At 60.9% G+C, this 22,494-nt stretch carries 18 protein-coding genes and 1 pseudogene; 10 read left to right on the forward strand and 9 right to left on the reverse strand.

Annotated elements, in window-relative coordinates:
- Nucleotide 1 precedes the first annotated feature (1 nt).
- Together tsaE and AC1MEK_RS22355 are read right to left on the reverse strand one after the other, a co-directional pair.
- The gene (gene tsaE / locus AC1MEK_RS22350; protein ID WP_480398455.1) at nucleotides 2–472 is read right to left on the reverse strand and encodes a tRNA (adenosine(37)-N6)-threonylcarbamoyltransferase complex ATPase subunit type 1 TsaE; all 471 of its coding nucleotides are present in this window, start codon (nucleotides 470–472) and stop codon (nucleotides 2–4) included.
- The gene (locus tag AC1MEK_RS22355) at nucleotides 460–1,956 is read right to left on the reverse strand and encodes an NAD(P)H-hydrate dehydratase (protein WP_480398456.1); all 1,497 of its coding nucleotides are present in this window, start codon (nucleotides 1,954–1,956) and stop codon (nucleotides 460–462) included. Before AC1MEK_RS22355 ends, tsaE begins: the two co-directional genes overlap by 13 nt.
- A 62-nt stretch (nucleotides 1,957–2,018) precedes the next feature.
- On the opposite strand from AC1MEK_RS22355, the gene queG reads away from it, so the two are divergent.
- Complete coding sequence (gene queG, locus AC1MEK_RS22360) at nucleotides 2,019–3,143, forward strand: tRNA epoxyqueuosine(34) reductase QueG (protein WP_480398457.1); 1,125 nt, start codon at nucleotides 2,019–2,021, stop codon at nucleotides 3,141–3,143.
- A 99-nt stretch (nucleotides 3,144–3,242) separates the two neighbouring features.
- Here queG and orn read toward each other — a convergent pair whose 3' ends face one another.
- A complete protein-coding gene (gene orn, locus AC1MEK_RS22365; RefSeq protein ID WP_480398458.1) occupies nucleotides 3,243–3,779 on the reverse strand; it encodes an oligoribonuclease in 537 nt (178 codons plus the stop codon).
- 112 nt (nucleotides 3,780–3,891) lie between these two features.
- Between orn and rsgA the strand changes: the two genes are divergently transcribed.
- The 4 genes and pseudogenes from rsgA to AC1MEK_RS22385 all read left to right on the forward strand — a co-directional run.
- Nucleotides 3,892–4,923, forward strand: coding sequence for a small ribosomal subunit biogenesis GTPase RsgA (gene rsgA / locus AC1MEK_RS22370; protein ID WP_480398459.1), 1,032 nt, complete (start codon nucleotides 3,892–3,894; stop codon nucleotides 4,921–4,923).
- Between the two features lie 458 nt (nucleotides 4,924–5,381).
- Nucleotides 5,382–7,316: an S-type pyocin domain-containing protein gene (locus tag AC1MEK_RS22375; protein WP_480398460.1), complete on the forward strand. Its 1,935-nt coding sequence runs from the start codon at nucleotides 5,382–5,384 to the stop codon at nucleotides 7,314–7,316.
- A complete protein-coding gene (locus AC1MEK_RS22380) occupies nucleotides 7,313–7,591 on the forward strand; it encodes a hypothetical protein (RefSeq protein WP_480398461.1) in 279 nt (92 codons plus the stop codon). The genes AC1MEK_RS22375 and AC1MEK_RS22380 overlap by 4 nt, the downstream gene beginning before the upstream one ends.
- 265 nt (nucleotides 7,592–7,856) lie before the next feature.
- Nucleotides 7,857–7,994: pseudogene (locus AC1MEK_RS22385) on the forward strand (bacteriocin immunity protein); the annotation flags it as partial.
- A gap of 99 nt (nucleotides 7,995–8,093) precedes the next feature.
- Here the strand turns inward: AC1MEK_RS22385 and motB are convergent.
- Nucleotides 8,094–9,128: a flagellar motor protein MotB gene (gene motB, locus AC1MEK_RS22390; RefSeq protein ID WP_480398462.1), complete on the reverse strand. Its 1,035-nt coding sequence runs from the start codon at nucleotides 9,126–9,128 to the stop codon at nucleotides 8,094–8,096.
- Nucleotides 9,129–9,131: 3 nt separating this feature from the next.
- A complete protein-coding gene (gene motA / locus AC1MEK_RS22395) occupies nucleotides 9,132–9,983 on the reverse strand; it encodes a flagellar motor stator protein MotA (protein WP_480398463.1) in 852 nt (283 codons plus the stop codon).
- Nucleotides 9,984–10,194: 211 nt separating this feature from the next.
- Here motA and AC1MEK_RS22400 point away from each other — a divergent pair, with 211 nt between their 5' ends.
- The 4 genes from AC1MEK_RS22400 to AC1MEK_RS22415 all read left to right on the forward strand — a co-directional run bounded on the left by AC1MEK_RS22400 (nucleotide 10,195) and on the right by AC1MEK_RS22415 (nucleotide 15,577).
- On the forward strand, nucleotides 10,195–11,730 hold the full coding sequence (locus AC1MEK_RS22400) for an HDOD domain-containing protein (RefSeq protein WP_480398464.1): 1,536 nt from the start codon (nucleotides 10,195–10,197) through the stop codon (nucleotides 11,728–11,730).
- Between the two features lie 46 nt (nucleotides 11,731–11,776).
- Complete coding sequence (rhdA, locus tag AC1MEK_RS22405) at nucleotides 11,777–12,592, forward strand: thiosulfate sulfurtransferase (protein ID WP_480398465.1); 816 nt, start codon at nucleotides 11,777–11,779, stop codon at nucleotides 12,590–12,592.
- A 42-nt stretch (nucleotides 12,593–12,634) separates the two neighbouring features.
- Nucleotides 12,635–13,504, forward strand: coding sequence for an archaetidylserine decarboxylase (gene asd / locus AC1MEK_RS22410; protein WP_480398539.1), 870 nt, complete (start codon nucleotides 12,635–12,637; stop codon nucleotides 13,502–13,504).
- Nucleotides 13,505–13,786: 282 nt separating this feature from the next.
- Nucleotides 13,787–15,577, forward strand: coding sequence for a molecular chaperone (locus AC1MEK_RS22415; RefSeq protein WP_480398466.1), 1,791 nt, complete (start codon nucleotides 13,787–13,789; stop codon nucleotides 15,575–15,577).
- Nucleotides 15,578–15,696: 119 nt separating this feature from the next.
- Here the strand turns inward: AC1MEK_RS22415 and serB are convergent, their stop codons facing one another.
- Nucleotides 15,697–16,914: a phosphoserine phosphatase SerB gene (gene serB, locus AC1MEK_RS22420; protein WP_480398467.1), complete on the reverse strand. Its 1,218-nt coding sequence runs from the start codon at nucleotides 16,912–16,914 to the stop codon at nucleotides 15,697–15,699.
- A 130-nt stretch (nucleotides 16,915–17,044) separates the two neighbouring features.
- On the opposite strand from serB, the gene AC1MEK_RS22425 reads away from it, so the two are divergent.
- Nucleotides 17,045–18,577, forward strand: coding sequence for a histidine kinase (locus AC1MEK_RS22425; protein WP_480398468.1), 1,533 nt, complete (start codon nucleotides 17,045–17,047; stop codon nucleotides 18,575–18,577).
- 272 nt (nucleotides 18,578–18,849) lie between these two features.
- Here AC1MEK_RS22425 and AC1MEK_RS22430 read toward each other — a convergent pair whose 3' ends face one another.
- From AC1MEK_RS22430 to AC1MEK_RS22440, 3 genes are all read right to left on the reverse strand, one after another.
- A complete protein-coding gene (locus AC1MEK_RS22430) occupies nucleotides 18,850–19,557 on the reverse strand; it encodes a PqiC family protein (protein ID WP_480398469.1) in 708 nt (235 codons plus the stop codon).
- Nucleotides 19,558–19,738: 181 nt separating this feature from the next.
- Nucleotides 19,739–21,997, reverse strand: coding sequence for a DNA topoisomerase IV subunit A (gene parC / locus AC1MEK_RS22435; protein ID WP_480398470.1), 2,259 nt, complete (start codon nucleotides 21,995–21,997; stop codon nucleotides 19,739–19,741).
- A 10-nt stretch (nucleotides 21,998–22,007) separates the two neighbouring features.
- Nucleotides 22,008–22,490, reverse strand: coding sequence for a retropepsin-like aspartic protease family protein (locus tag AC1MEK_RS22440; protein WP_480398540.1), 483 nt, complete (start codon nucleotides 22,488–22,490; stop codon nucleotides 22,008–22,010).
- Nucleotides 22,491–22,494 lie beyond the last annotated feature (4 nt).

Raw genomic sequence — 22,494 nt, forward strand, 5'->3', positions numbered from 1 at the left:
TCTATTTGAATTCCAAAGCCAAAGCGGCACACCACGCTTGCCCACGCGAGCTTTGCGGGCTCAGTGTCAGCGCTCGACCATCAGCGTGCGGCCTAATGGTAATGATCAGGTCAGGCTTTGGCAAAAAGCCTGTACCGAGATTCGGCCACTCGATCAGGCAAAGCGCTTCTCCCTCGAAGTAATCGCGTATGCCGAGGAATTCTAGCTCTTCTGGATCAACAAGTCGGTAAAGATCAAAGTGATACGCGCGATTCCTGCCAATTTCGTAAGGTTCTACCAGGGTAAAGGTCGGGCTTTTGACCGCGCCCGTGTGCCCCAAACCCCGGATAATCCCGCGCGACAGCGTCGTCTTGCCCGCCCCCAGATCCCCTTCCAGAAAAATAATCCCATTGCTTTCAGTGACTTGGGCAATCCGTGCACCAAAGTTCGTCATGGCCTCTTCACCCACCAGGTGCAGGGTTAACTCAGACACGGTTGTTGCTCCTCCAGAAGCTTGCGAATCACGGGAATCAGATCAGCGGCAGCCAGACCGCGCCCATCAGCGCCGCATTGCTCGCCCGCCAGGGCGTGCAGCCAGACCGCAAGGCACGCGGCATCGAATGCGGGCATCTTTTGCGCCATCAGTGCGCCGATCACTCCGGCCAGTACGTCGCCCAGCCCGGCGGTGGCCATGGCCGGGTGCCCGTGATCGGCCAGCGCCACATGGCCGTCAGGGCTGGCAATCAAACTGCCACTACCTTTCAAGACGCATACGGCAGCAAATTTTTTAGCAAGGGCCCGCACCGCCGCCGGGCGGTCAGCCTGAATCTCTTTTGTAGTCACGCCCAACAGGCGCGCCGCTTCACCGGGATGCGGCGTGATCACGCAGCCTGCGGGCAGGCTCACCCATCCCGCCGCCAACTGGTTCAGCGCATCGGCATCCCAGACTTGCGCACGCTCGGCGCTGGCCGCCGCCGACAACAGGCTCCGCCCCCAACTGCCTTGCCCCAGACCGGGACCAACCACCAACACAGTCGCAGGCTCGATCAGCGCCATCAGTTGATTCGCCGAACGGATGCCCGTACTCATCACCTCGGGAAACCGCGTCAAAGCTGCCGTCACATGCTCGGGCCGGGTCGCCAGCGTGACCATCCCGGCCCCGCAGCGCAGCGCGCTTTCGCTGGACAGCAACGCCGCACCGCCGAAGCCCAGATCGCCGCCGATCACCAGCGCCCGGCCGAATTCGCCCTTGTGCGAGGTCCGTGACCGGGGTGCCAGGCGCGGCAGGTTGAACCTGTCCAAGCGTTTGATGCTGGCAGGTGTCTGCGCCACGATGGCTGGGTCGGCCTGCAGATCGTCGAATACCAGCTCGCCCACCTTATCCTGCGCATCGCCGGTGAACAGGCCGATCTTGAGCCCGATAAATGTCACGGTAAGGTCAGCGCGCACGGCTTCGCCCAACACGCGCCCGGTATCGGCACACAGCCCGGAAGGAATATCCACCGCCAGCACCGGCAATCCGCTGGCGTTTATCATTTCGATAGCGTGACCGTATGGCGGACGGACGTCGCCGGCGAGCCCCGTGCCCAATAATGCGTCTACCACGATGCCGGTCAGGTTTTGCGAATGCCAGGTCAGGATGTTGACACCCTCGGCCAGCGCTTCTTTATAGGCAGCCTCGGCGTTGCCCTTCAGCACCGCACAAGCCCCCACCGCGAGGACTCGCACCTGCCAGCCGGCGCGTTTGGCCAGAGCGGCGATCAGGTAGCCATCGCCGGCGTTGTTGCCATGTCCGGCCAGCACCGTTACCTCGCCCGCATCGGGCCAACGACGACGCAAGGCGCGCCATGCCGCGTGGGCGGCGCGCTGCATCAGCTCGAAGCCCGGCGTGCCGGCGGCGATCAGGCGCGCGTCGAGGTCGCGCACCTGCGCTGCGCCATACAGCGCGTCGGGTAATGAGGGTTTGCTGTGCAACATGCGTATTCGGGCTCCGATGTCTGGCAGAATTATACGCACCTGTGCCCCGGTGTCCTCTTTGCATGTCCGCGATTACTGTAGATCCATCCACAAACTCTGCGTCCTTGAACGCTGCAGAGCTGAACGAGCTTGCCCAATCGATCAAGGACTGGGGGCGCGAGCTGGGTTTTCAGCAGGTCGGCATCTCGGGGCTGGATCTGGCGGAACACGAGCAGCATCTGCAGCGCTGGCTCGAAGCCGGGTATCACGGCGAGATGGACTATATGGCAGCGCACGGCAGCAAACGTTCGCATCCCGACGAACTGGTGCCGGGAACGTTGCGAATTGTGTCCCTGCGCATGGACTACCTGCCCGGCGATACGCAAATGGCCCAGCGCCTGGCTCAGCCGGAAAAAGCCTACGTATCGCGCTACGCCCTGGGCCGGGACTACCACAAGCTGATTCGCAAACGCGTGCAGCAACTGGCTGAGCGCATCCAGCAGGCCATCGGCCCGTTTGGCTTTCGCGCCTTCGTCGACAGCGCCCCGGTGCTGGAAAAAGCCATCGCCGAACAGGCCGGACTGGGCTGGATCGGCAAGAACACTCTGGTGCTCAATCGCAAGGCCGGGAGTTATTTCTTCCTCAGCGAGCTGTTTGTCGACCTGCCGTTGCCCGCCGACGAACCCCACGCCACCGAGCACTGTGGCCGCTGCAGCGCCTGCCTGGACATCTGCCCGACCAACGCCTTCGTCGGCCCCTACGTGCTCGACGCGCGCAAATGCATTTCGTACCTGACCATCGAGCTGAAAACCTCGATCCCCGAAGAGCTGCGCGCAATGATCGGCAACCGGGTGTTCGGCTGCGACGACTGCCAGATCGTCTGCCCGTGGAACCGCTTTGCCCGGCCCACCGATCAGAACGACTTCAAGCCGCGTCACGGCCTGGACAACGCCGAGCTGACCACGCTTTTTTTGTGGGATGAGACGACCTTTCTCAGCAATACCGAAGGCTCACCGCTGCGCCGCGCGGGTTACGAGCGCTGGTTGAGAAATCTGGCGGTGGGGCTGGGCAATGCGCCGTCGAGCATCCCGGTGATCGAGGCCCTGAAGACGCGGCTGGGGTACCCGTCGGAGATGGTGCGCGAGCATGTGCAGTGGGCGTTGCGCCAGCATGAGGCCCGCCAGAAAGAATGGATCACCGACCTGTAGGAGCGAATTCATTCGCGAATGATCTCGCAGGCGACAGAAATGCATCGATCATGCGACCGATTCGCGAATGAATTCGCTCCTACAGAGGCCGATATCGCGTCAGGCTTTGATGAAATGCTCGCGATAGAACCGCAGCTCGGCAATGGACTCACGAATATCGTCCAGCGCCAGGTGGGTGCTGCCCTTCTTGAACTTCAACTCCGGTGACCAGCGCGCGGCCAGTTCCTTGAGGGTCGACACGTCCAGATTGCGGTAATGGAAGTAGTTTTCCAGGGTCGGCATGCGCTTATAAAGGAAGCGACGGTCCTGGCAGATGCTGTTGCCGCAGATCGGCGAGCTGCGCTCGGGCACCCACTGCTTGATGAAGTCCAGGGTCATGGCTTCGGCTTCGGCGGTGGAGATCGTGCTCTCGCGCACGCGCTGGGTCAGGCCCGAGCCACCGTGCTGGCGGGTGTTCCACTCGTCCATGCCAGCGAGAATTTCATCGCTCTGGTGCACGGCGATGACCGGGCCTTCGGCCAGGGTATTGAGTTCGCTGTCGGTGATGATGGTCGCCATTTCGATGATGACGTCGTTGTCGGGGTCCAGACCGGTCATTTCCAGGTCGATCCAGATCAGGTTCTGCTTGTTCTGCATATGTCGGCTCCTCAGCGTAGGCGCGCAGTTTAGCTCAAGAGCCGTGCTAGACTCCGCGCGTTTTACTCAATCAGCAACATCCTGCACTCCGAGAACGAGACACTGAACACCCATGGCCAAACGCCAACTCAACCGCCGCCAGAACTGGCGCATCGAAAAGATTCAGGGCGAACGCGCCGCCCGCGCCGCCAAACGTGAATCGCAAGCCTTGGAAACGCTGGAAGGCGGCGACCTGGGGCCCGAGCAGACGGGCCTGGTGATCGCGCATTTCGGCGTGCAGGTGGAAGTCGAGGCGCAGGATGGCGAATTGGCGGGTCAGGTGTTCCGCTGCTACCTGCGCGCCAACCTGCCGGCGCTGGTCACCGGCGACCGGGTGGTGTGGCGTGCGGGCAACCAGGGCACTGGCGTGATCGTCGCCCAGCTGCCGCGCAGTACCGAGCTGTGCCGCCCCGACACCCGAGGCCAGCTCAAGCCGGTGGCCGCCAACGTCGATCTGATCGTGATCGTGTTCGCACCGATGCCCGAGCCCCATGCCAACCTGATCGACCGCTATCTGGTGGCGGCCGAACACGCCGGCATTCGCCCGCTGCTGCTGCTGAACAAGTACGACCTCATCGACGAGCAGAACGCCCCGGCGCTCAACGCGCTGCTGGCGGTCTACCGGACGCTGGGTTACCCGGTGCTGGAAGTCTCGGCCCACCACGGCAACGGCATGCAACAGTTGCAGGATGAGCTGGACCATCACATCAGCGTGTTCGTCGGCCAGTCGGGCGTGGGCAAGTCGTCGCTGGTCAACAGCCTGCTGCCGGAAGTCGGCACGCGGGTCGGGCCGCTGTCGGAATATTCCGGCCAGGGCACCCACACCACCACCACCGCGCGGCTGTTCCACTTCCCCCGCGGTGGCGACCTGATCGACTCCCCCGGCATTCGCGAATTCGGCCTGGGCCATGTCAGCCGCGCCGACGTCGAGGCCGGCTTCATCGAATTCAACGACCTGCTCGGCCACTGCCGCTTCCGCGACTGCAAGCACGACCGCGAACCAGGCTGCGCGCTGCTCAAGGCCCTGGAAGACGGCCGCGTGCAACAGCAGCGCATGAACAGCTACCGCTCGATCATTGCCAGCTTGCCTGAAGACAGCTATTGAAGTGAGATCAGCCCCGTAGCAGTCACCGCCCCATATAAACAAAAACGCCGCGATCATCGCGGCGTTTTAGTTTGAACCGGCTATCAGTTCTTGGTCTCGTCGATCTTCAACTGCCCTTGATCGAAGATGTTCAGCTTCTGCCGGATCTCGTGCGGCTGGGCCTGTGGGTCGACCGCCGGGACACGATCAGAGAACAATCCGACTGCCCCTTGTCGAACAAATATTTGCTACGAATACAACGCTGATCATTACTGCCCGAAACGGCTCTTGCGCACTGTTCTTCAAGCATATGAGCAAAGAAACTCGCACAACCACACATTATTCAATATTAAAAAACTGTTTGCCGAACTACATATTTTTATGCAACGTAGAAATGCATCAACGGCTAGCAGGGCACTCTTAAAACCATCGCCACTGCTGCAAATGGAATAAAACAACAATACTCAGGAGCGTTAAAAATGCCCGACCAAATCAATTTGCCACCCATTATTGTCCGGCCCGATCCCGTCACACCGCCGCCAATTCCTTTCCCGGCATCTCCCGTTCTGCCACCGGTTTATGTGGCGCGACCCTTGCCTTGGAGCGAGCGCTTCTCCAGTGTGTCATCAATGTCAGAATTGGGAAAGCGCGTAAACCTTAGCCACCCCAACTCAAGTACTGCGGTGTACGTCGTCGTTCGAACTACTGCAGAGGCCATGGATAGAGACTACGCAACGCGTAGACAAAACATCGCCGCCAGTGTCAAAAGTGAAATTGCATCAGCCATCAGCGGTATCTCTCTTACGGCCATTGAGCATCTGATTCGCAAGAGAACGGCAGTAGGCATACTACTAACTTTAAAAACCGAAGAACTCCACCTGGCTCACCAAACAGCCAATGCGTTTTATGGGAGCAGCCCACTCAATCGTAACCACGTCGACTTTGTGAACAAATTCTATAAAATCAGGAGATTCACGGATCCTGACGAGCCTTTTAGGCAATGGATCGCATCCTACAGCGCAGCCCATGAGGTACCGTTACTCACAGAAAGCATTCAAATTCTCCATCATCTCTCTGCATCTCTCGACGCTGAAATCGGCGTCGCGCAAGCTCAACAGGCACTGGCGGCCGAAGCACAGCGCCAGGCGGAGGAAAAAGCTCAACAGGAAGCAGCTGCCGAAGCTAAACGGCAGGCCAAAGAACAAGAGCGACTGGCAGCGGAAGAACAAAGAGCATCAGAAGAGAAGCGCAGGCTGGAGGCCGAGGCCACAGCTGTAAAGATGGCCAATACTTACCATTTCAAAGGCGCCGTCGCGATTGCGCAACCGTTGTTTATAACAGCGTCGGGCATAATCGCCGTTGCAGAAACTGCGACACTCACCTTGCAGGCAGCCATCCGGGCTGCGATCGCGGGGTTAACGGCCGCAGCAGCCAGCGTCGGAGCGGGACTATTCGTGGGCGTATCGGCTTTGATTTATTCGCCCAAATTAGGCAATGGCGAGCTGCCCCAAAGCTACTCATTCAGCACTCCCCTATCGGATATTCTGCCCGACACTCAAGAAGACCTGCACGCCATCGCCAAGGCTGGGGGCTCGATCGAACTGCCATTTCGATTGGATTCAAGAACCGGCGACCAGGACGTTTCAGAGCTGATCGTGGTGAGTACCGGCGCGTCTGGTGTGTCCTCATCGGTAAAGGTCGTCGCTGCTACGCACAATCCGGTGAACAATACCTACAGCGTTCAAACCACCGAAACTCCGTCGAAGACTTTGATCTGGACGCCAGCTGAAACGCCTGGCAGCAGTTCGACTACGCTACCATCCGAGGAGCAGACACCCACAGTCATTGCCGGCTCAAGCGTAATGCCTGTTGAGGGGAGAATTGATTCGTTTCCTCAAGTCGCGGAAGTCACGTTCAACGACCGTATTGTCATCTTTCCCATAGACTCGGGGCTTCCTCCCATCTATGTGATGTTTAGCAATCCATACAAGGGTGCCGACACCAAAGGAAAATATAGCGGACGAATGTATAACCCCAATAACGCGGGAGGACCCACACAAGATCTGAACTGGGAAACCGCTACGATAACTCAAGCAGGTATTGATCTGGTCAAGCTGCACACTGGGAGATTTGAAGCGTCTGCAGCCAATGACGTCATGATTGATCGGCTAAGCAAAATCCTCAGTAAGGAGATCGAATCAACAGATATCGACAAGCGATTCTATACACACGAGATACGAGAGCTTGAACGCTACAGAGCACTTGGGATCGCAGACAATGTACAAGGGGACGTATGGAATAATGCCCATACGGCCACGCTGGAAGATTTCAAATTGAAGGACGACCCCAACCTGCTTTACACATCGGAAGCGACAGACGCCTATTACGAACAACAGTACGGAAAGCAACCATGACTCACATCAATGAAATTGTGAAAGCAGAAACTCCGAAAGACGTCATACTCTTTATCACCAGAGACAACAACTCTATATCCTATCCAAAGCTGGACATGCTGTACAGCCTGAACAAATGGGTTCATTTCGCTCATAACTTAGAGCTACAACAGCTCGTTGACAGCATGGAACAAGAAGGCTTGATTTTGCGCGGCAACGGCGGCATAAGAAAAGGCCCCAACTGGAGAGCGCCTGCTTTTCTTACTGATAACAAATACCCTATAAGCAAGCCATAGGACTCTGAACAGAAAGCCCAGCGTCTGCTGGGCCTTCTCAAAAACGCACATCTCAAGCTTTATCGCTTAGATACAGGTGTGAGATTGATACGACATTGACAAATATAGGCAACCCCACTAAACCTCCACATATTCATTCATATAAAAAGAACAATCCATCCATTTAGGACTACACCGAAGCAGAATTACTTAATTTAGTTCGCGCCCTATGCGACGGTGGCCAAGGTCCGAGAAGGAGGACATTAAAAACGTATTGCTATTCAAACAGCTTACTGAACACCTTGCCGGATCTGATCTGATTTTTTATCCAGAAGAAGGCCGCGAGGACAGCCCCGAGGGAATTGTGAAAGAAGTCAAAGAATGGCGTGCAGCCAATGGTAAACCCGGGTTTAAGCCAGAGTAACCCATCGCATTCACCAGCAAGCCGTCCCACAAGGATTGTGGATTAGCTGCAAAAACAAAAACGCCGCGATCATCGCGGCGTTTTCGTTTGAACCGGCTATCAGTTCTTGGTTTCGTCGATCTTCAACTGCCCTTGATCGAAGATATTCAGCTTTTGCCGGATCTCGTGCGGCTGGGCGTAGGCCTGTGGGTCGACCGCAGGGGCCGAACCGTTCGAGGCGCCTGGCTGGCCAGCCGGTGCCGGGGTGGGCGCCGGTGCCGGGGCTGGCTTGGGTGCGCCGCCGGCGTTCTGGTCGCCCTCGATCCGTGCCTGGGCCTTCTTGGTCAGTACGGTGATGTCGATCCGACGGTTGATCGGGTTCATCGGGTTGTCCTTGTCGTACAGCGACGACGAGGCGAAACCGACCACGCGCGCCACCTGCGGATCAGGATACCCGCCCGCGGTCAGCGCGCGGCGTGCGGCGTTGGCGCGGTTGGCCGACAGTTCCCAGTTGCCGAAACCGTTGTTGCCCACGTACGGCGTGGCGTCGGTATGGCCGCTGATGCTCACCTTGTTCGGCACTGTTTTGATGGTGTCGGCCATGGCCAGCAGAATGTCTTCGAAATACGGTTTCAGCCGCGCACTCCCGATGTCGAACATCGGCCGGTTTTCCGCGTCCATGATCTGGATGCGCAGGCCGTCCTGGGTGATCTCGAACAGGATCTGGTCCTTGAACTTGGCCAGTTGCGGGTTCTCGTTGACCTTGGTCTGCAGCTCCTGGAGCAGCATTTCCAGGCGTTCCTGCTCGACCTGCTCGGCCGCCGCTTCCTGCTGGTCGGCGTCCACCGGCACCTTGTCCGGGGCCGGGGTGGATTTGACTTCAGGGTTGAGCGTCTGGTCCGGCGACATTTCCGGCGAGCCGCCCAGGTCGATCACGTAAGGCGAGCCGCTGTCGGAAAAACCGACAGGGTCCTTGAAGTAACCGGCGATGGCGATCAACTGCTCAGGCGTTGCCGAGGACATCAGCCACAGCACCAGGAAGAACGCCATCATGGCCGTCGCGAAGTCGGCAAAGGCGATTTTCCAGGCGCCGCCGTGGTGCCCTCCGCCAAAGCGCTTGACGCGCTTTACGATAATCGGCTGATTATTTTCCATGGATCAACGACCGCGAACAGCTTGTTCCAGCTCGCTGAAGCTGGGGCGGTGGGCCGGATACAGGACCTTGCGGCCGAACTCGACGGCCAGCGAAGGCGGCACGCCCGAGGCCGAAGCCACCAGGGACGCCTTGATCGATTCGAAGACGTTCATCTCTTCCTTGGCATCGTGGGCCAGGCACTGCGCCAGCGGGCCGAAGAAGCCGTAGGCCGCGAGAATACCGAAGAAGGTACCGACCAGCGCCGCACCGACGTGCATACCGATCGCCGCCTTGTCACCGGAACCCAGGGACGCCATGGTCACCACGATACCCAGTACCGCCGCGACGATACCGAAACCAGGCATGCCGTCGGCAATACCGGTGACCGCGTGGGATGGGTGTTCGAGTTCTTCCTTCATGCTCAGCAGTTCCATGTCGAACAGGCCTTCGAGCTCGTGGGGAGCCATGTTGCCGGACGACATGATGCGCAGGTAATCGCAGATGAACGCGATCATGCGGGTGTCTTTGAGCACGCTGGGGTATTTGGCGAAGATCGGGCTGTTTTCCGGCTCTTCGATATCGCCCTCGATGGCCATCATGCCTTCACGACGGCTCTTGTTGAGGATCTCGTAGATCAGGCCCAGCACTTCCAGGTAGAAGGCATGGGTGAACCGCGAGCCGAACATCTTCACGGATTTCTTGATCACGTGCATGGTCATGTAGCCCGGGTTCGCCTGCAGGAATGCACCGAACGCGGCACCGCCGATGATCATCACCTCGAAAGGCTGGATCAACGCAGCAATCTGACCGTGGGAAAGTACGTAGCCGCCGAGTACGCTCGCGAAAACGACGATGATGCCGATAATTTTTGCCATAGGTAGAAAATACTTACTGAGTCGGGTTCATGGTCATTGTGCGAGAAGCGCTCAAAACTCTTGTTCTCCTTATCGGCACCAGTGCGCGAGACTATAGTCAAATCAGGCGAAAATCCTGCCTGTTGTCTGGCTCGGGCACAGCAGCGCGAAGGCCAGCATGATGCCACCATTCGACGCCGATCAAAACCTCCCAGCCGTATGGGTCTTGTGAATGCAATCAGATAAAGCTTCGACGCTCCTCGTTCCGCAAACTGTCGACACCTGGCTGACGCAGCTCGACGGCATTGCCCTGCCCGTCCCCGCCATCGCCCACGCCAAAGTGCAGTCGGCGCTGAACGACAGCCGCAAATCATTGCGCGATATTGCCGATCTGATGCAGGACAGCCCCGCCCTGGTGCTCAGCGTGCTGCGGGAAGCCAATCAGCACAGCGGTGGCCTCGCAGAGCCTGCCGAAAGCCTTGAAGTGGCGCTCAACCGCCTGGGCCTGGCGCGCACCGCCACCCTGCTGGCGCGTTTACCCAGCGTGGAATTGCAGCAGATTCCGGTGGCGCTGCGTCAGTTGCAGTTGATCAGCCAGCACGCGACCCAGCAGGCTTATGGCCTGTTCGCCAACCAGTTGGCGCGGCTGTGGCAAGACATCCATCTGGGCAGCCTGTTGTTTCTCGCGCCGCTGTGGCCCATGGCGCTGGCTCACCCCAAGCTGCTGGAGGAATGGGAACTACGGGTTATCCACAAGGGCGAGTGCGCCAAGCGCGTGGAAAAGGCCCTGTTTGGCGTGCGCCTGCTGGAAGTCTGCCAGGCGCTTGCCGAGCGCTGGCGGCTGCCGATCTGGGTCACACAGGGTTACAACCTGTTGATGAACGAGCAACGCAATCTGGTGAAAGTGCTGCGCATCGCCCACGAGAACGAAGAGCCGCTCAAACAGCAGCAGGCACTCGACGCCGACCTGCCGTTGCGTCGATGGCTCAATCAACCCGCCAATACCATTCTGCTGGCCAACGGGCTGGCGCTGTCGGCGCAACAGGCCTGGGATACCCCGCACAACCTGCGCTGGCAACTACTGACCAGCCTGTATCTGCAACAACCGCTGATGGAGCTGCAACAGCAGGTGCACCAGAACGCCGCCGCCAGCGCCCGCCAGCATGCCGCGCCGGGCGTCTGGCATCCGGCCGAAGCATTGCTCTGGCCGTGGGACACGCGCCGGGTGCACAAGGGCCTGCTGCCCGCGCCGCCGCCGTCGGCCGAGGCGATACAGACCTGGCGCAAGCACTGCGGCGATCTGCTCAAGGAGCCGAGCGTTTTCACTAACGCCATGCACCTGACCATCTGCGCCCGCGAGGCGCTGGAGGCTTGCGGCATGCAGCGGGTGGTGCTGATGATGCTCGACCGCAAAAACGACTGCCTGCGGGTGCATCAGATTGCCGGGGTGGACAAGGCCGCCGCCGCGTTGTTGATTCCCTACAAGGAGAGCACCGTCCTGCAGCGCCTGCTGGCACAGGCCACGCAATTGCGCCTGACGCCGGGCAACAACGCGCAGTTTTCCGCGCTGCTGCCGCCTCAGTTGCGCGGCCTGTTCAGCGGGGAAAACCTGCTGATTCGTTCGCTGGCCAGCAATGGCCGGGTGCTGATGCTAGTGGCGGCCGATCAGGGCGGCGGGCCGTTCTCGGAGGTCACCGTGCAGGCCTTCGGAAAAACCGGGCAATGCATCGAGAAGGCACTGACCACCTTTAGCCAACGCAATGGCTGACAGCTGAGCTACAATTCGCCTCTTTTTCGCGATCTGGAGACCTCACATGTCTGCCTTTTCAAGCTTGCCCCTGGTGATCGAGCCCGCCGATCTGCAGGCACGCCTTGGTGCTTCAGAGCTAATTCTGGTCGACCTGACCAGTGCCGCCCGTTATGAGGCCGGCCACATTCCCGGCGCGCGCTTCGTCGATCCGAAGCGCACGCAACTGGGCCAGCCACCGGCGCCGGGCCTTTTGCCGACCCAGCCGCAACTCGAAGCGCTGTTCGGCGAACTGGGCCACAACCCGGACGCCGTCTACGTGGTGTACGACGATGAAGGCGGTGGCTGGGCCGGGCGTTTCATCTGGCTGCTGGACGTCATCGGCCATTCGAAATACCACTATCTGGATGGCGGCGTTCTCTCCTGGGAAGCCGAAGGCCTGCCGCTGTCGCGCGAGGTGCCTGCCGCAGTTGGTGGCCCGGTGCCACTAACTCTGCACGACGAACCCACCGCCACCCGCGAATACCTGCAGAGCCGCCTGGGCGCCGCCGATCTGGCGATCTGGGACGCTCGCGGCCCGCTGGAATACTCCGGTGAAAAACTGGTCGCAGCCCGCGGCGGCCACATCCCGGGCGCGGTGAACTTCGAATGGACCGCCGGCATGGACAAGGCGCGCAACCTGCGCATCCGCAGCGACATGCTGCAGATCCTCGAAGAGCTGGGTATCACGCCGGACAAAGAAGTCATCACCCACTGCCAGACCCACCACCGCTCCGGCTTCACCTATCTGGTGGCCAAGGCGCTGGGCTACCCACGCATCAAGGGCTATGCCGGATCGTGGGGCGAATGGGGCAACCACCCGGACACGCCGATCGAGAAGTGACCCGACACCGGGCCTTCAACCTTTTTTCGAAACACCTTAGGAATCTTGATGAAACAGCGTCTGTTTATCCTTTTCCAATACCTGCTGCCGCACCACCTGCTCTCGCGCCTGGCCGGCTGCGTGGCCGAATGCCGCGTGCGCTGGTTCAAGAACGCGTTCACCCAGTGGTTCGTGCGTCGCTATCAGGTCGACATGTCCCAGGCCCTGGTCGAGGACTGCACCGCCTACCCGCACTTCAACGACTTCTTCACCCGCGCGTTGAAGCCCGGCGCCCGCCCGCTGGACGAAACCCCCGGCGCGATTCTGTGCCCGGCCGACGGCGCAGTGAGCCAGCTGGGCCCGATCGAACACGGCCGCATCTTCCAGGCCAAGGGCCACAGCTTCAGCGCACTGGAACTGCTCGGTGGCGACGCGCGCCTGTCGGCACCGTTCATGGGCGGCGAGTTCGCCACCATCTACCTGTCGCCGAAGGATTACCACCGCGTGCACATGCCGTTGGCCGGTACGCTGCGCGAGATGGTCTACGTGCCGGGCCGCCTGTTCTCGGTCAACCAGACCACCGCCGAAAACGTGCCTGAGCTGTTCGCCCGCAACGAGCGTGTGGTGTGCCTGTTCGACACCGAGCGCGGGCCGATGGCCGTGGTGCTGGTGGGCGCGATGATCGTGGCTTCCATCGAAACCGTGTGGGCCGGCCTGGTCACGCCGCCAAAGCGCGAGCTGAAAACCTTCCGCTATGACGAAGCGGCACGTGCGCCGATTCATCTGGAAAAAGGCGCAGAGCTTGGCCGCTTCAAACTGGGCTCGACCGCCATCGTGCTGTTCGGGCCGAATCAGGTGAAATGGGCCGAAACACTGGCCGCAGGTTCGCCAACGCAAATGGGTCAGTTGCTGGCCACCCCCGCTCAGGCCTGATTATTGCCTGACATATCGTGACAAAGTTTTTTGACGGGCTGGATTCGCCGAATGCAGCCCGCCAGAAACCTTCATGAACCCGACGTATCATGGCCGATACAATATCACTTTGATATTAAGACTGTGATTGCAGAACGATGGTGGTAAAGTCGTTTATCGGCGTTGTAGGAAATTTCGCTTCCAATTGACGTAAACTTGCTCGTTTCGCTCGGCCTGCGCACATTTATCGATGCAGTTTTTCGCAGCCTTTCGAGCCAGTAGCTTTTGGAGTTAACCCGTCACATGAGTAATTTGAGCCTCCCTCTGTTGTTGCGCGCGCCCGTGCCGACGCAGTCGAGCCTGTCGTTCTGTGACGCGACGCCGAAGGACCTCAAAAGGTGGATCTCCACCCTGCCAAAAGCCAACCTCGGCGAAATGGCCCGCCAGCTCTATCAGGGGCTCGGCGAACTGAACCAGCTGCTCACCCCTAGCGATAACCGTCTGCAATTGCTCGAGCTGCTGCGCCCAGAAGTGTTTTTCGTGTGCAAGCACCTGGAGCGGCACTTTCTCAACCAGTCGGTAGTGCTCGAAGAGCGCCCGCGCAAGGTCGCCAACCTGTGCCAGGCGCTGCAAAGCCACTTGGCGATCGGCTACAAACAGATCATCGCCAAGGTGGCGCCCAAGCTCACCCGCGACCGCATCACGCTGCTGGCCACCGCCCTGCAACGGGCGCTGCATTGCCTCAACGGCCCGCTGATCCGGGCCAACCAGCTTTACTGCCCGGTGCAGGACGGCCTGTGGCTGGAGCTGCACCAGATCTACCAGATCGCTCGCCAGCTCCAACTGCACAACATCCCGGTCGCTGACAATCAGGCGCACCACACGCGCACCCTGACGGTGGAACAGACCTACATCGTCGCGCTGCTGATGGGCTGTTCCCGTTGCAACCAGATGCGCCAGCACAACATCGGAAAACTGGCCGATGCGCTGGATGCCTGGAGCGCCATGATCACCCTGCAACAGCCGCTGGATGAGACCAGCCTGTACGCCGTGGCCCATGGCACCGACGCTGCGCCGCGCTACACCTCGCTGTTTACCGAGGAGCAGCGCAGCAAGTTGCTGGGGATCAATCCCCGGGCGCTGTCGGCAGCCTTGCAGCGCTACATTGACACGCCCGTCGAGCAGCGCTCGCAATCTTATCTGCACGTGCCGCCGGGCCTTTCGGTCGACGTTTTGCAGCATCTGGCTGCGGCCTGGGGCGATGTCTCGGAGCGCGCCTTTCAGCGCATGCCGGGCCAGGGCACGCTGACCGTCTGCGTCGGCATGAGCGCGCTGCACTATTTTGTCGGCGGGCAAACCTGCTTCTCCGACCTACTGCTGGTGCCGGCGGCGACCGTGAGCAAGATCACCGAATACACCCTCGAACCGCTGGAGCCCGCGCGGCATGACCCGTGGGGCCAGGCCATGGACGTGCAACGCACCGGCACTTCGTCGACGATGCTGCCGTTCGAGGAAATCGAATACCAGCGCGACGAAGCCGATGGCGGCGCGCCGGCTTCCGATGCGCAGAAGGGTTTTCCCACCTACAGCCTGAATATCGTCAACCACAGCCCTGGCGGCTATTGCCTGGCCTGGCCCAAGGATGTGCCCGACCAGTTGCAGGCCGGCGAGGTGATCGGCATTCAGGATCACGGCCATGGCTGGAGTATCGCGGTGGTGCGCTGGGTGCGTCAGGTGCGCAGCGGCGGCACGCAAATGGGCGTCGAACTGATCGCGCCGTTCGCCCAGGCGTGTGGCATGCAGTTGCTGCGCGAAGAACAGAGCAGCCAGTACCTGCGGGCGTTGCTGCTGCCTGAAGTGCGGGCCATCGATGTGCCCGCCACCGTGGTCGCGCCCCGCTTGCCGTTCGAGGACGGCTCCAAGGTGATGATCAACACCAGTGGCGACGAACGCCGCGCGACCCTGAAAAACCGCAAGGCGACGACCGGCAGCTACAACCAGTTCGAATATCAGATTCTGGAAGGACCGAAGAAAACCGCCCCGGACGCCAACGCGCCGGAGCAGGAATTCGATTCGTTGTGGACGGTATTGTAGCTGAAGGCAACACAGACTTGTGGGAGCCGGCTTGCTGGCGAAGCGGTGTGTCATTCAACACATGGGCGTCTGATCTGACGCATTCGCCAGCGAGCCGGCTCCCACATTATCGCCTCAATTTAGGCGCTGCGCCCTTCGCGATCGCGGAAGCCCAACAGGTACAACACACCATCCAGACCCAGCGTCGAAATCGCCTGTTTGGCCGATTGCTTGACCAATGGCTTGGCGCGGAATGCCACACCCAGGCCCGCGATCGCCAGCATCGGCAGATCGTTCGCGCCATCGCCCACGGCAATGGTCTGCTCCAGGCTCAGACCTTCCTTGCTCGCCAGCTCGCGCAGCAGGTCGGCCTTACGCTGGGCATCGACGATCGGCTCGACCGCAACGCCCGTGCACTTGCCGTCGACCACTTCCAGCTCGTTGGCGAAGATGTAGTCGATGCCCAGTTTCGCCTGCAGCTGACGGGCGAAGTAGGTGAAGCCGCCGGACAGGATCGCAGTCTTGTAACCCAGGCGCTTGAGTTCGGCGAACAGGGTTTCGGCGCCTTCGGTCAGGCGCAGCGAAGCACCGATTTCATCCAGCACCTTGATGTCCAGGCCCTTGAGCAGCGCCAGTCGCTCCTTGAAGCTGGCGCGGAAATCCAGTTCGCCACGCATGGCGCGCTCGGTGATTTCCGACACGCGGTCGCCCACGCCATGGGCCTTGGCCAGTTCGTCGATGACTTCGGCTTCGATCAGCGTCGAGTCCATGTCGAACACGGCCAGACGGCGATTGCGGCGGAACAGCGAATCTTGCTGGAACGCGATATCGACGTTCAGCTCCTGCGCCACGTGCAGGAACTCGGCGCGCATCTGCTGGGCGTCGGCAGGCTCGCCGCGCACGGAAAACTCGACGCAGCCCTTGCCCTTGTCGCTCGGCATGTCCAGCGGCATGCGCCCGGAAAGGCGGTCGATGCGGTCGATGTTCAGGCCGTATTTCGCAGTGATCGCACTGACCGTCTGCAACTGCTCGGCCGTGACCTTGCGGGTCAGCAGCGTGACGATGTGCCGGTCCTTGCCCTGATCGTCGACCCAGTGCTGGTAATCGTCTTCACTGACGTGCGTGAACAGCACCTGCTGCCCCAGTTCATCGGCTTTGGCCTGGACCTGATCCAGAACCTTCGAACCGTTTTCGGTATCCGGAATCTGCACCAGAATGCCGAACGACAGCGTGTCGTGGATCACGGCCTGACCGATATCCAGCACATCGACGCCACCCTGGGCCAGAACGCCGGTGAAGGCCGCAGTGAGACCCGGACGGTCTTCGCCGGTGATGTTTATCAGGACAATTTCGCGCAAGGCGCACCCCCGCAGTGGAAAAAAACCGCATTCTACGCACTTTCAGTGACCACCGGGCACAGCGAGCGCTTTGCCGCATCTGGGTCGCTCGCTATACTGCGCCCCAACTTCTCCAAGAGAGCCGTGCTCAGTGAACCGGCCCACGCCAGTAAAAACCGATAATTTCTTCTTGCTGATCTTCCGGGCATTGCGTCACCGACGCGTTCCGATAGCTTTGCGCATCGCCAGCCACAACGTGATCCTCGTCGCGCTGGCGCTGGTGATCTACGCCTGCGTGATGGGTTTGCAGTTCAAGCAAGCCATGCACGAGCAGGCCGACGCGCTGGGCCAGGCCCTGACCACGCAAACCGCGACCTCGGCCACTGAGCTGTTGGTGTCCAACGACATCCTCAGCCTCAACGTGTTGCTGGGCAATCTGGTCAAGAACCCGCTGGTGGCCCACGCGGCCATCTACAGCATGGATAACCGCATCCTTGCCGAAGCCGGCCAGCGCCCGAAAAACGGCCTGCTGGGCGAGGCCGAGGGCCTGTACGAAATCAAGATCACCTTCCAGGACGTGGTCGCAGGCACCCTGCGCATCAGCCTGGACATGAGCCAGTTCCAGCAGCCGTTGACCATCAGCCTGCAGAGCATGGGCATTCTGGCCGGTATCCTGCTGGCATTGGCGCTGGCCCTGAGCCTGCGCCTGGGTCGGCACATCTCAACGCCCATGCTGCAATTGCGCATGTGGCTGCGTTACATCGACCCGTACACGCCGGCCACCGATCGTCAGGACGAGATCGGCGACCTGGCGCGTCAGCTCAAGGCCTCCTACGCGCCGCCGGAGCCTGAGCCAGCGCCCGTTCCGGAGCCTGAGCACGTCGACGAAGACGACGATGCCTCGCCCGAGTTCGACGCCAGCGACCTGAACGACCCTGACTTCGACGACGCGCCGAAACCGCGCGCAACGGCCATCCCGGCCCGCCGCATCGTGGCCGAAGAAGACCAGGAAGACGAAGACGACCCGTTCGCCGACCTGCGTGACGAAACCCCGGTGGCCGCTGCAAAGCCTGCTCCGCGCCCTGTTCTGCCGGTAGTGCCGCTGACCCCGCAATACAGCGCCGTGCTGGCCGTGCAGCTGGGTTCGCAGGAGCAACTGCGTCGCCTGCCCCGCGCCCGTCTGACCGAACTCCTGGATCGCTATCGCGACTGCATCGACCAGGCCGCCTCGTTGTACGACAGCGAACTGCACACCCTGAACGACGGCAGTTCGTTGATGGTCTTCAGCACCCAGGACAGCGGCGATGACTATCTGACCAACGCCATTTGCTGCGGCGAGCTGCTGCGGGCCCTGAGCCACGCGTTGCAGATCGAAGTGGCCGACAGCGGCATCACCCTGCAATTGCAGCTGGGCCTGACCCTGGGCGAAGGCCTGCACGGCATGGACCAGATCGACCTGCTGCTGACCGAAACCGCTCAGGACGCACTGGCCCTGTCGCAACACAGCCGCAACCTGCTGCTGGTGGAGCGCAAGATCAGCGAAGACCACACCATCCGCCAACGCGCCCGCATCCGCCCGATCGCCAGCCCTGAGGGCGCCAGCTGCGTGGAACGCCTGATGGAGCCATATCCGTCGATGCTTGAACGCCAACTGGCGCGCATGCATGAGGCGCGCAAGGTTTGATCAGCCGTACACGGTCTCTGTAGGAGCGAATTCATTCGCGAAGGTGGATCAGGCGATAGAGATGCGTCGGACGTGCCGGCCAATCGCGAATGAATTCGCTCCTACAGGGATTACAACCCCGATCGGCATCCGTAGCAGCACGACTTGCCGGCGGTAATACCCTCAAGATCGATACCGCCGGCAAGCCGGACGGCTACAAAAGATCAAAAGCGTCGATATGACGCCCACAAAAAAGCCCGCATCGCTGCGGGCTTTTTTGTGGGCCGTGATCCTCAGAAGCGGAACACTTCCAGATCGGTGCGGATGGGCGAGGCCATCGGGATCTTCGGCTTGTCCTGATCGGTGCGGGTCTTGGCTGGCTGAGCGGCTTTCTTAGGCTCTTCGGCAACCAGAGGCTGAGCCGCGACAGGCTTGACCGCAGCGCTGAGCTGCTCTGCAAGACGCTGCAACAGCACGCCCTGGGCCTTGACCTGAGCGGCCGAGGTACCGGCATGGGGCTCTTCCAGGTGCACCAGCTTGCTGTCGCGCACGGTGCCGCGGCGGTCCAGCAGGCGCCATTGGGCGTCGAGTACCGCAGGTTGATTCTCACCGGAGTCCAGGCGAGTGATCGACAACACCACCTGCACATCCGGCGTGAAGTTCGCCGCCGCAGGCGCCATCACCACGCGCTGGCTGTCGAGCTTCCACGCCAGTTGGCGCAGCAGCAGTTGATCGATGTCGGCGGAAAGACTGCCCGCCCAGCGACCGTCCTTCGAAGCAGTCAGGCTGCCATCGGACTGACGCTGCAGTAATGTTTCCCGTTGCAGGTAGTCAGCAACGGAAACCGGCCCGAGCAATACAGCCACGCCGGCACTTTGTTTTGGTTGGCCTGGCTCGCCGCTGTCCAGTTGATAGAGCGATTGAGGCTGATGAACACTGCACCCGGCCAAACCCAGAACGCCGGTTAACAACAGAACAAAAGGAACGCGTAGAAAATTCATCATTCCGTCCAGGTGGGCACCCTAAATCGGGCCCACAACGTCAAATACACAAGAAACATGAAGGCACTCAGCCACGCTGGCGCCAAAGGACGTCATATCATCCGTGAATATGCCCGATGACTCCAGCGATTCTGCGTCGATCTTGGTGACAATACGAAGATCAAGCGCTGAAAACGGCCGTTTACGTAGCGCTTTCCACTAATAATGCATCAACTCGCTGGAAACCGCGTGGTAGCTTATTGCCACGTCTGCCTCGCTCACCCTTGTAGTGATCGAGGTCATCCGGTTTCAGAGACAGCGTACGCTTCCCAGCCTGAAGCACCAGTGTCGCGCCCTCGGGAATGACCGCCAGATCGGTGACGTATTCCTCGCGGCTGGCCACTCGATCCCCTGGAATGCCGATGATCTTGTTGCCCTTGCCTTTGCCCAGTTGCGGCAGATCGCTGATCTTGAACACCAGCAGGCGGCCTTCGGTGGTGACCGCCGCCAGCCAGTTGTTCTCGCGATCCGGCACCAGACGCGGCAGGATCACCTTGGCGCCCGTCGGCAGGCTGACCAGGCCCTTGCCCGCCTTGTTCTTGGCCTGCAGGTCCTCGCCCTTGACCACGAAACCGTAACCGGCGTCGGAGGCGATGACGTACAGCGCCTCGTCGTCCGGCAGCAGCACGCATTCAAAGGTCGCCGCTGGCGGCGGTGTCAGACGGCCGGTCAGCGGGTCGCCCTGACCGCGCGCGGATGGCAAGGTGTGCGCCGCCAGCGAGTAGCTGCGCCCAGTGGAGTCGATGAACACGGCAAACTGGTTGGAGCGACCCATGGCCGCCGCCTTGAAGCCGTCGCCGGCCTTGTAGGACAGCCCTGTCGCGTCGATGTCATGGCCCTTGGCGCAACGCACCCAGCCTTTTTCCGACAGCACGACGGTCACAGGTTCGGTCGGCATCAGTTCGTTTTCGGACAGCGCCTTGGCCTCTGCGCGCTCGACGATGGGCGAGCGGCGATCGTCGCCATAGGTTTCCGCGTCCTTGAGCAGCTCGGTGCGCACCAGCTTCTTCAGCTTGGTCTCGCTGCCCAGCAGCGCCAGCAACTTGGCCTGTTCCTTGAGCAGTTCGTCCTGCTCACCGCGCAGCTTCATCTCTTCCAGACGCGCCAACTGACGCAGACGGGTGTCGAGGATGTAGTCGGCCTGAATCTCGGACAGCTCGAAGCGCGCGATCAGCTCGGCCTTCGGGTGCTCGGCGGTGCGGATGATGTGGATCACTTCGTCCAGGTTCAGGTACGCAGTGAGCAAACCTTCCAACAGGTGCAGGCGCTTCTCGACCTTGTCCAGGCGGAACTGCAGGCGGCGGCGCACCGTGGTGATACGGAACTGCAGCCATTCGCTGAGCAGCGCCTTGAGGTTTTTCAGCTGCGGCTTGCCGTCCAGGCCGATGATGTTGATGTTCACCCGGTAGCTGGATTCCAGATCCGTGGTGGCGAACAGGTGCTGCATCAGCTCGTCGGCATCAACGCGGTTGGAGCGCGGGATGATCACGATGCGGCACGGGTTTTCGTGGTCCGATTCGTCGCGCAGGTCGGCGACCATCGGCAGTTTCTTGGCCTGCATCTGCGCGGCGATCTGCTCCAGCACCTTGGCACCGGAGACTTGATGCGGCAATGCGGTGACCACGATGTCGCCGTCTTCGGCGCGATACACGGCGCGCATGCGCACCGAGCCACGACCGCTTTCGTAGATTTTCAGCAGGTCGGCGCGCGGCGTGATGATTTCCGCTTCGGTCGGGTAATCCGGGCCTTGCACGTGCTCGCACAGCTGCTCGATGGTGGCCTTGGGCTCGTCGAGCAGGCGCACGCAGGCCGAAGCGACTTCGCGCAGGTTGTGCGGCGGTACGTCGGTGGCCATGCCCACGGCGATACCGGTGGTGCCATTGAGCAGGATGTTGGGCAGGCGCGCCGGCAGCACCGCTGGCTCATCCAGCGTGCCGTCGAAGTTCGGCACCCAGTCCGCCGTGCCTTGGCCCAGCTCGCTGAGCAGCACTTCGGAATAGCGCGACAGACGCGCCTCGGTGTAACGCATGGCCGCGAAGGACTTCGGATCGTCCGGCGCACCCCAATTGCCCTGGCCGTCGACCAACGTGTAGCGATAACTGAAGGACTGCGCCATCAGCACCATGGCTTCGTAACAGGCCGAGTCGCCGTGGGGGTGGAATTTACCGAGCACGTCACCGACGGTCCGCGCCGACTTCTTGTGCTTGGCGTCGGCATCCAGCCCCAACTCGCTCATGGCGTAGACAATACGCCGCTGTACAGGCTTCAGGCCGTCGCCGATGTGCGGCAAGGCGCGGTCCATGATCACGTACATGGAGTAGTTCAGATAGGCCTGTTCGGTGAAGTCAGCCAGCGACCGGCGTTCTACGCCGTCCAGGCTGAGGTCAAGGGAGTCGCTCATGCGGGCCTCATCATTTTGTCGTCTGGCGCAGCAGCAAGGTGCCGCCGCGCTGGGTGAATTCGAGTTGTTTGATGGCGCTCATGCCCAGCAGCACCTGATCGCCGTCCAGGCCGGGCACCACCAGGGCGCGCACGTTATCCAGGACGATATCGCCGATTTGCAGGCGATCCAGCGTGGTGCGGAACGCCTCGGTGCGGCCGTTGGCCGTGCTCACCTCGACCTGCGCCCCACGCTGCAGCTTCAATTTTTCAGCCACCTCTTGCGGGATCGCGACGTTGGTCGCCCCGGTGTCGAGCATGAACTGAACGGGGCGGGCGTTGATCTGCCCCGTCATCACGAAGTGCCCCTGGCGATTGCTCACCAGTTGCACCTCGACGTAACCGTCCCCGTGTTGGGAGGTCACGCTGGTATTGGGATTCTCCTGACGCTGCTCCCACTCGCCAAAAAACCGCGTCGCCAGAAACAGCGCCGCGGCCCAGACGATGATCAGCATCAGA

Source organism: Pseudomonas sp. 2 (assembly GCF_056627435.1).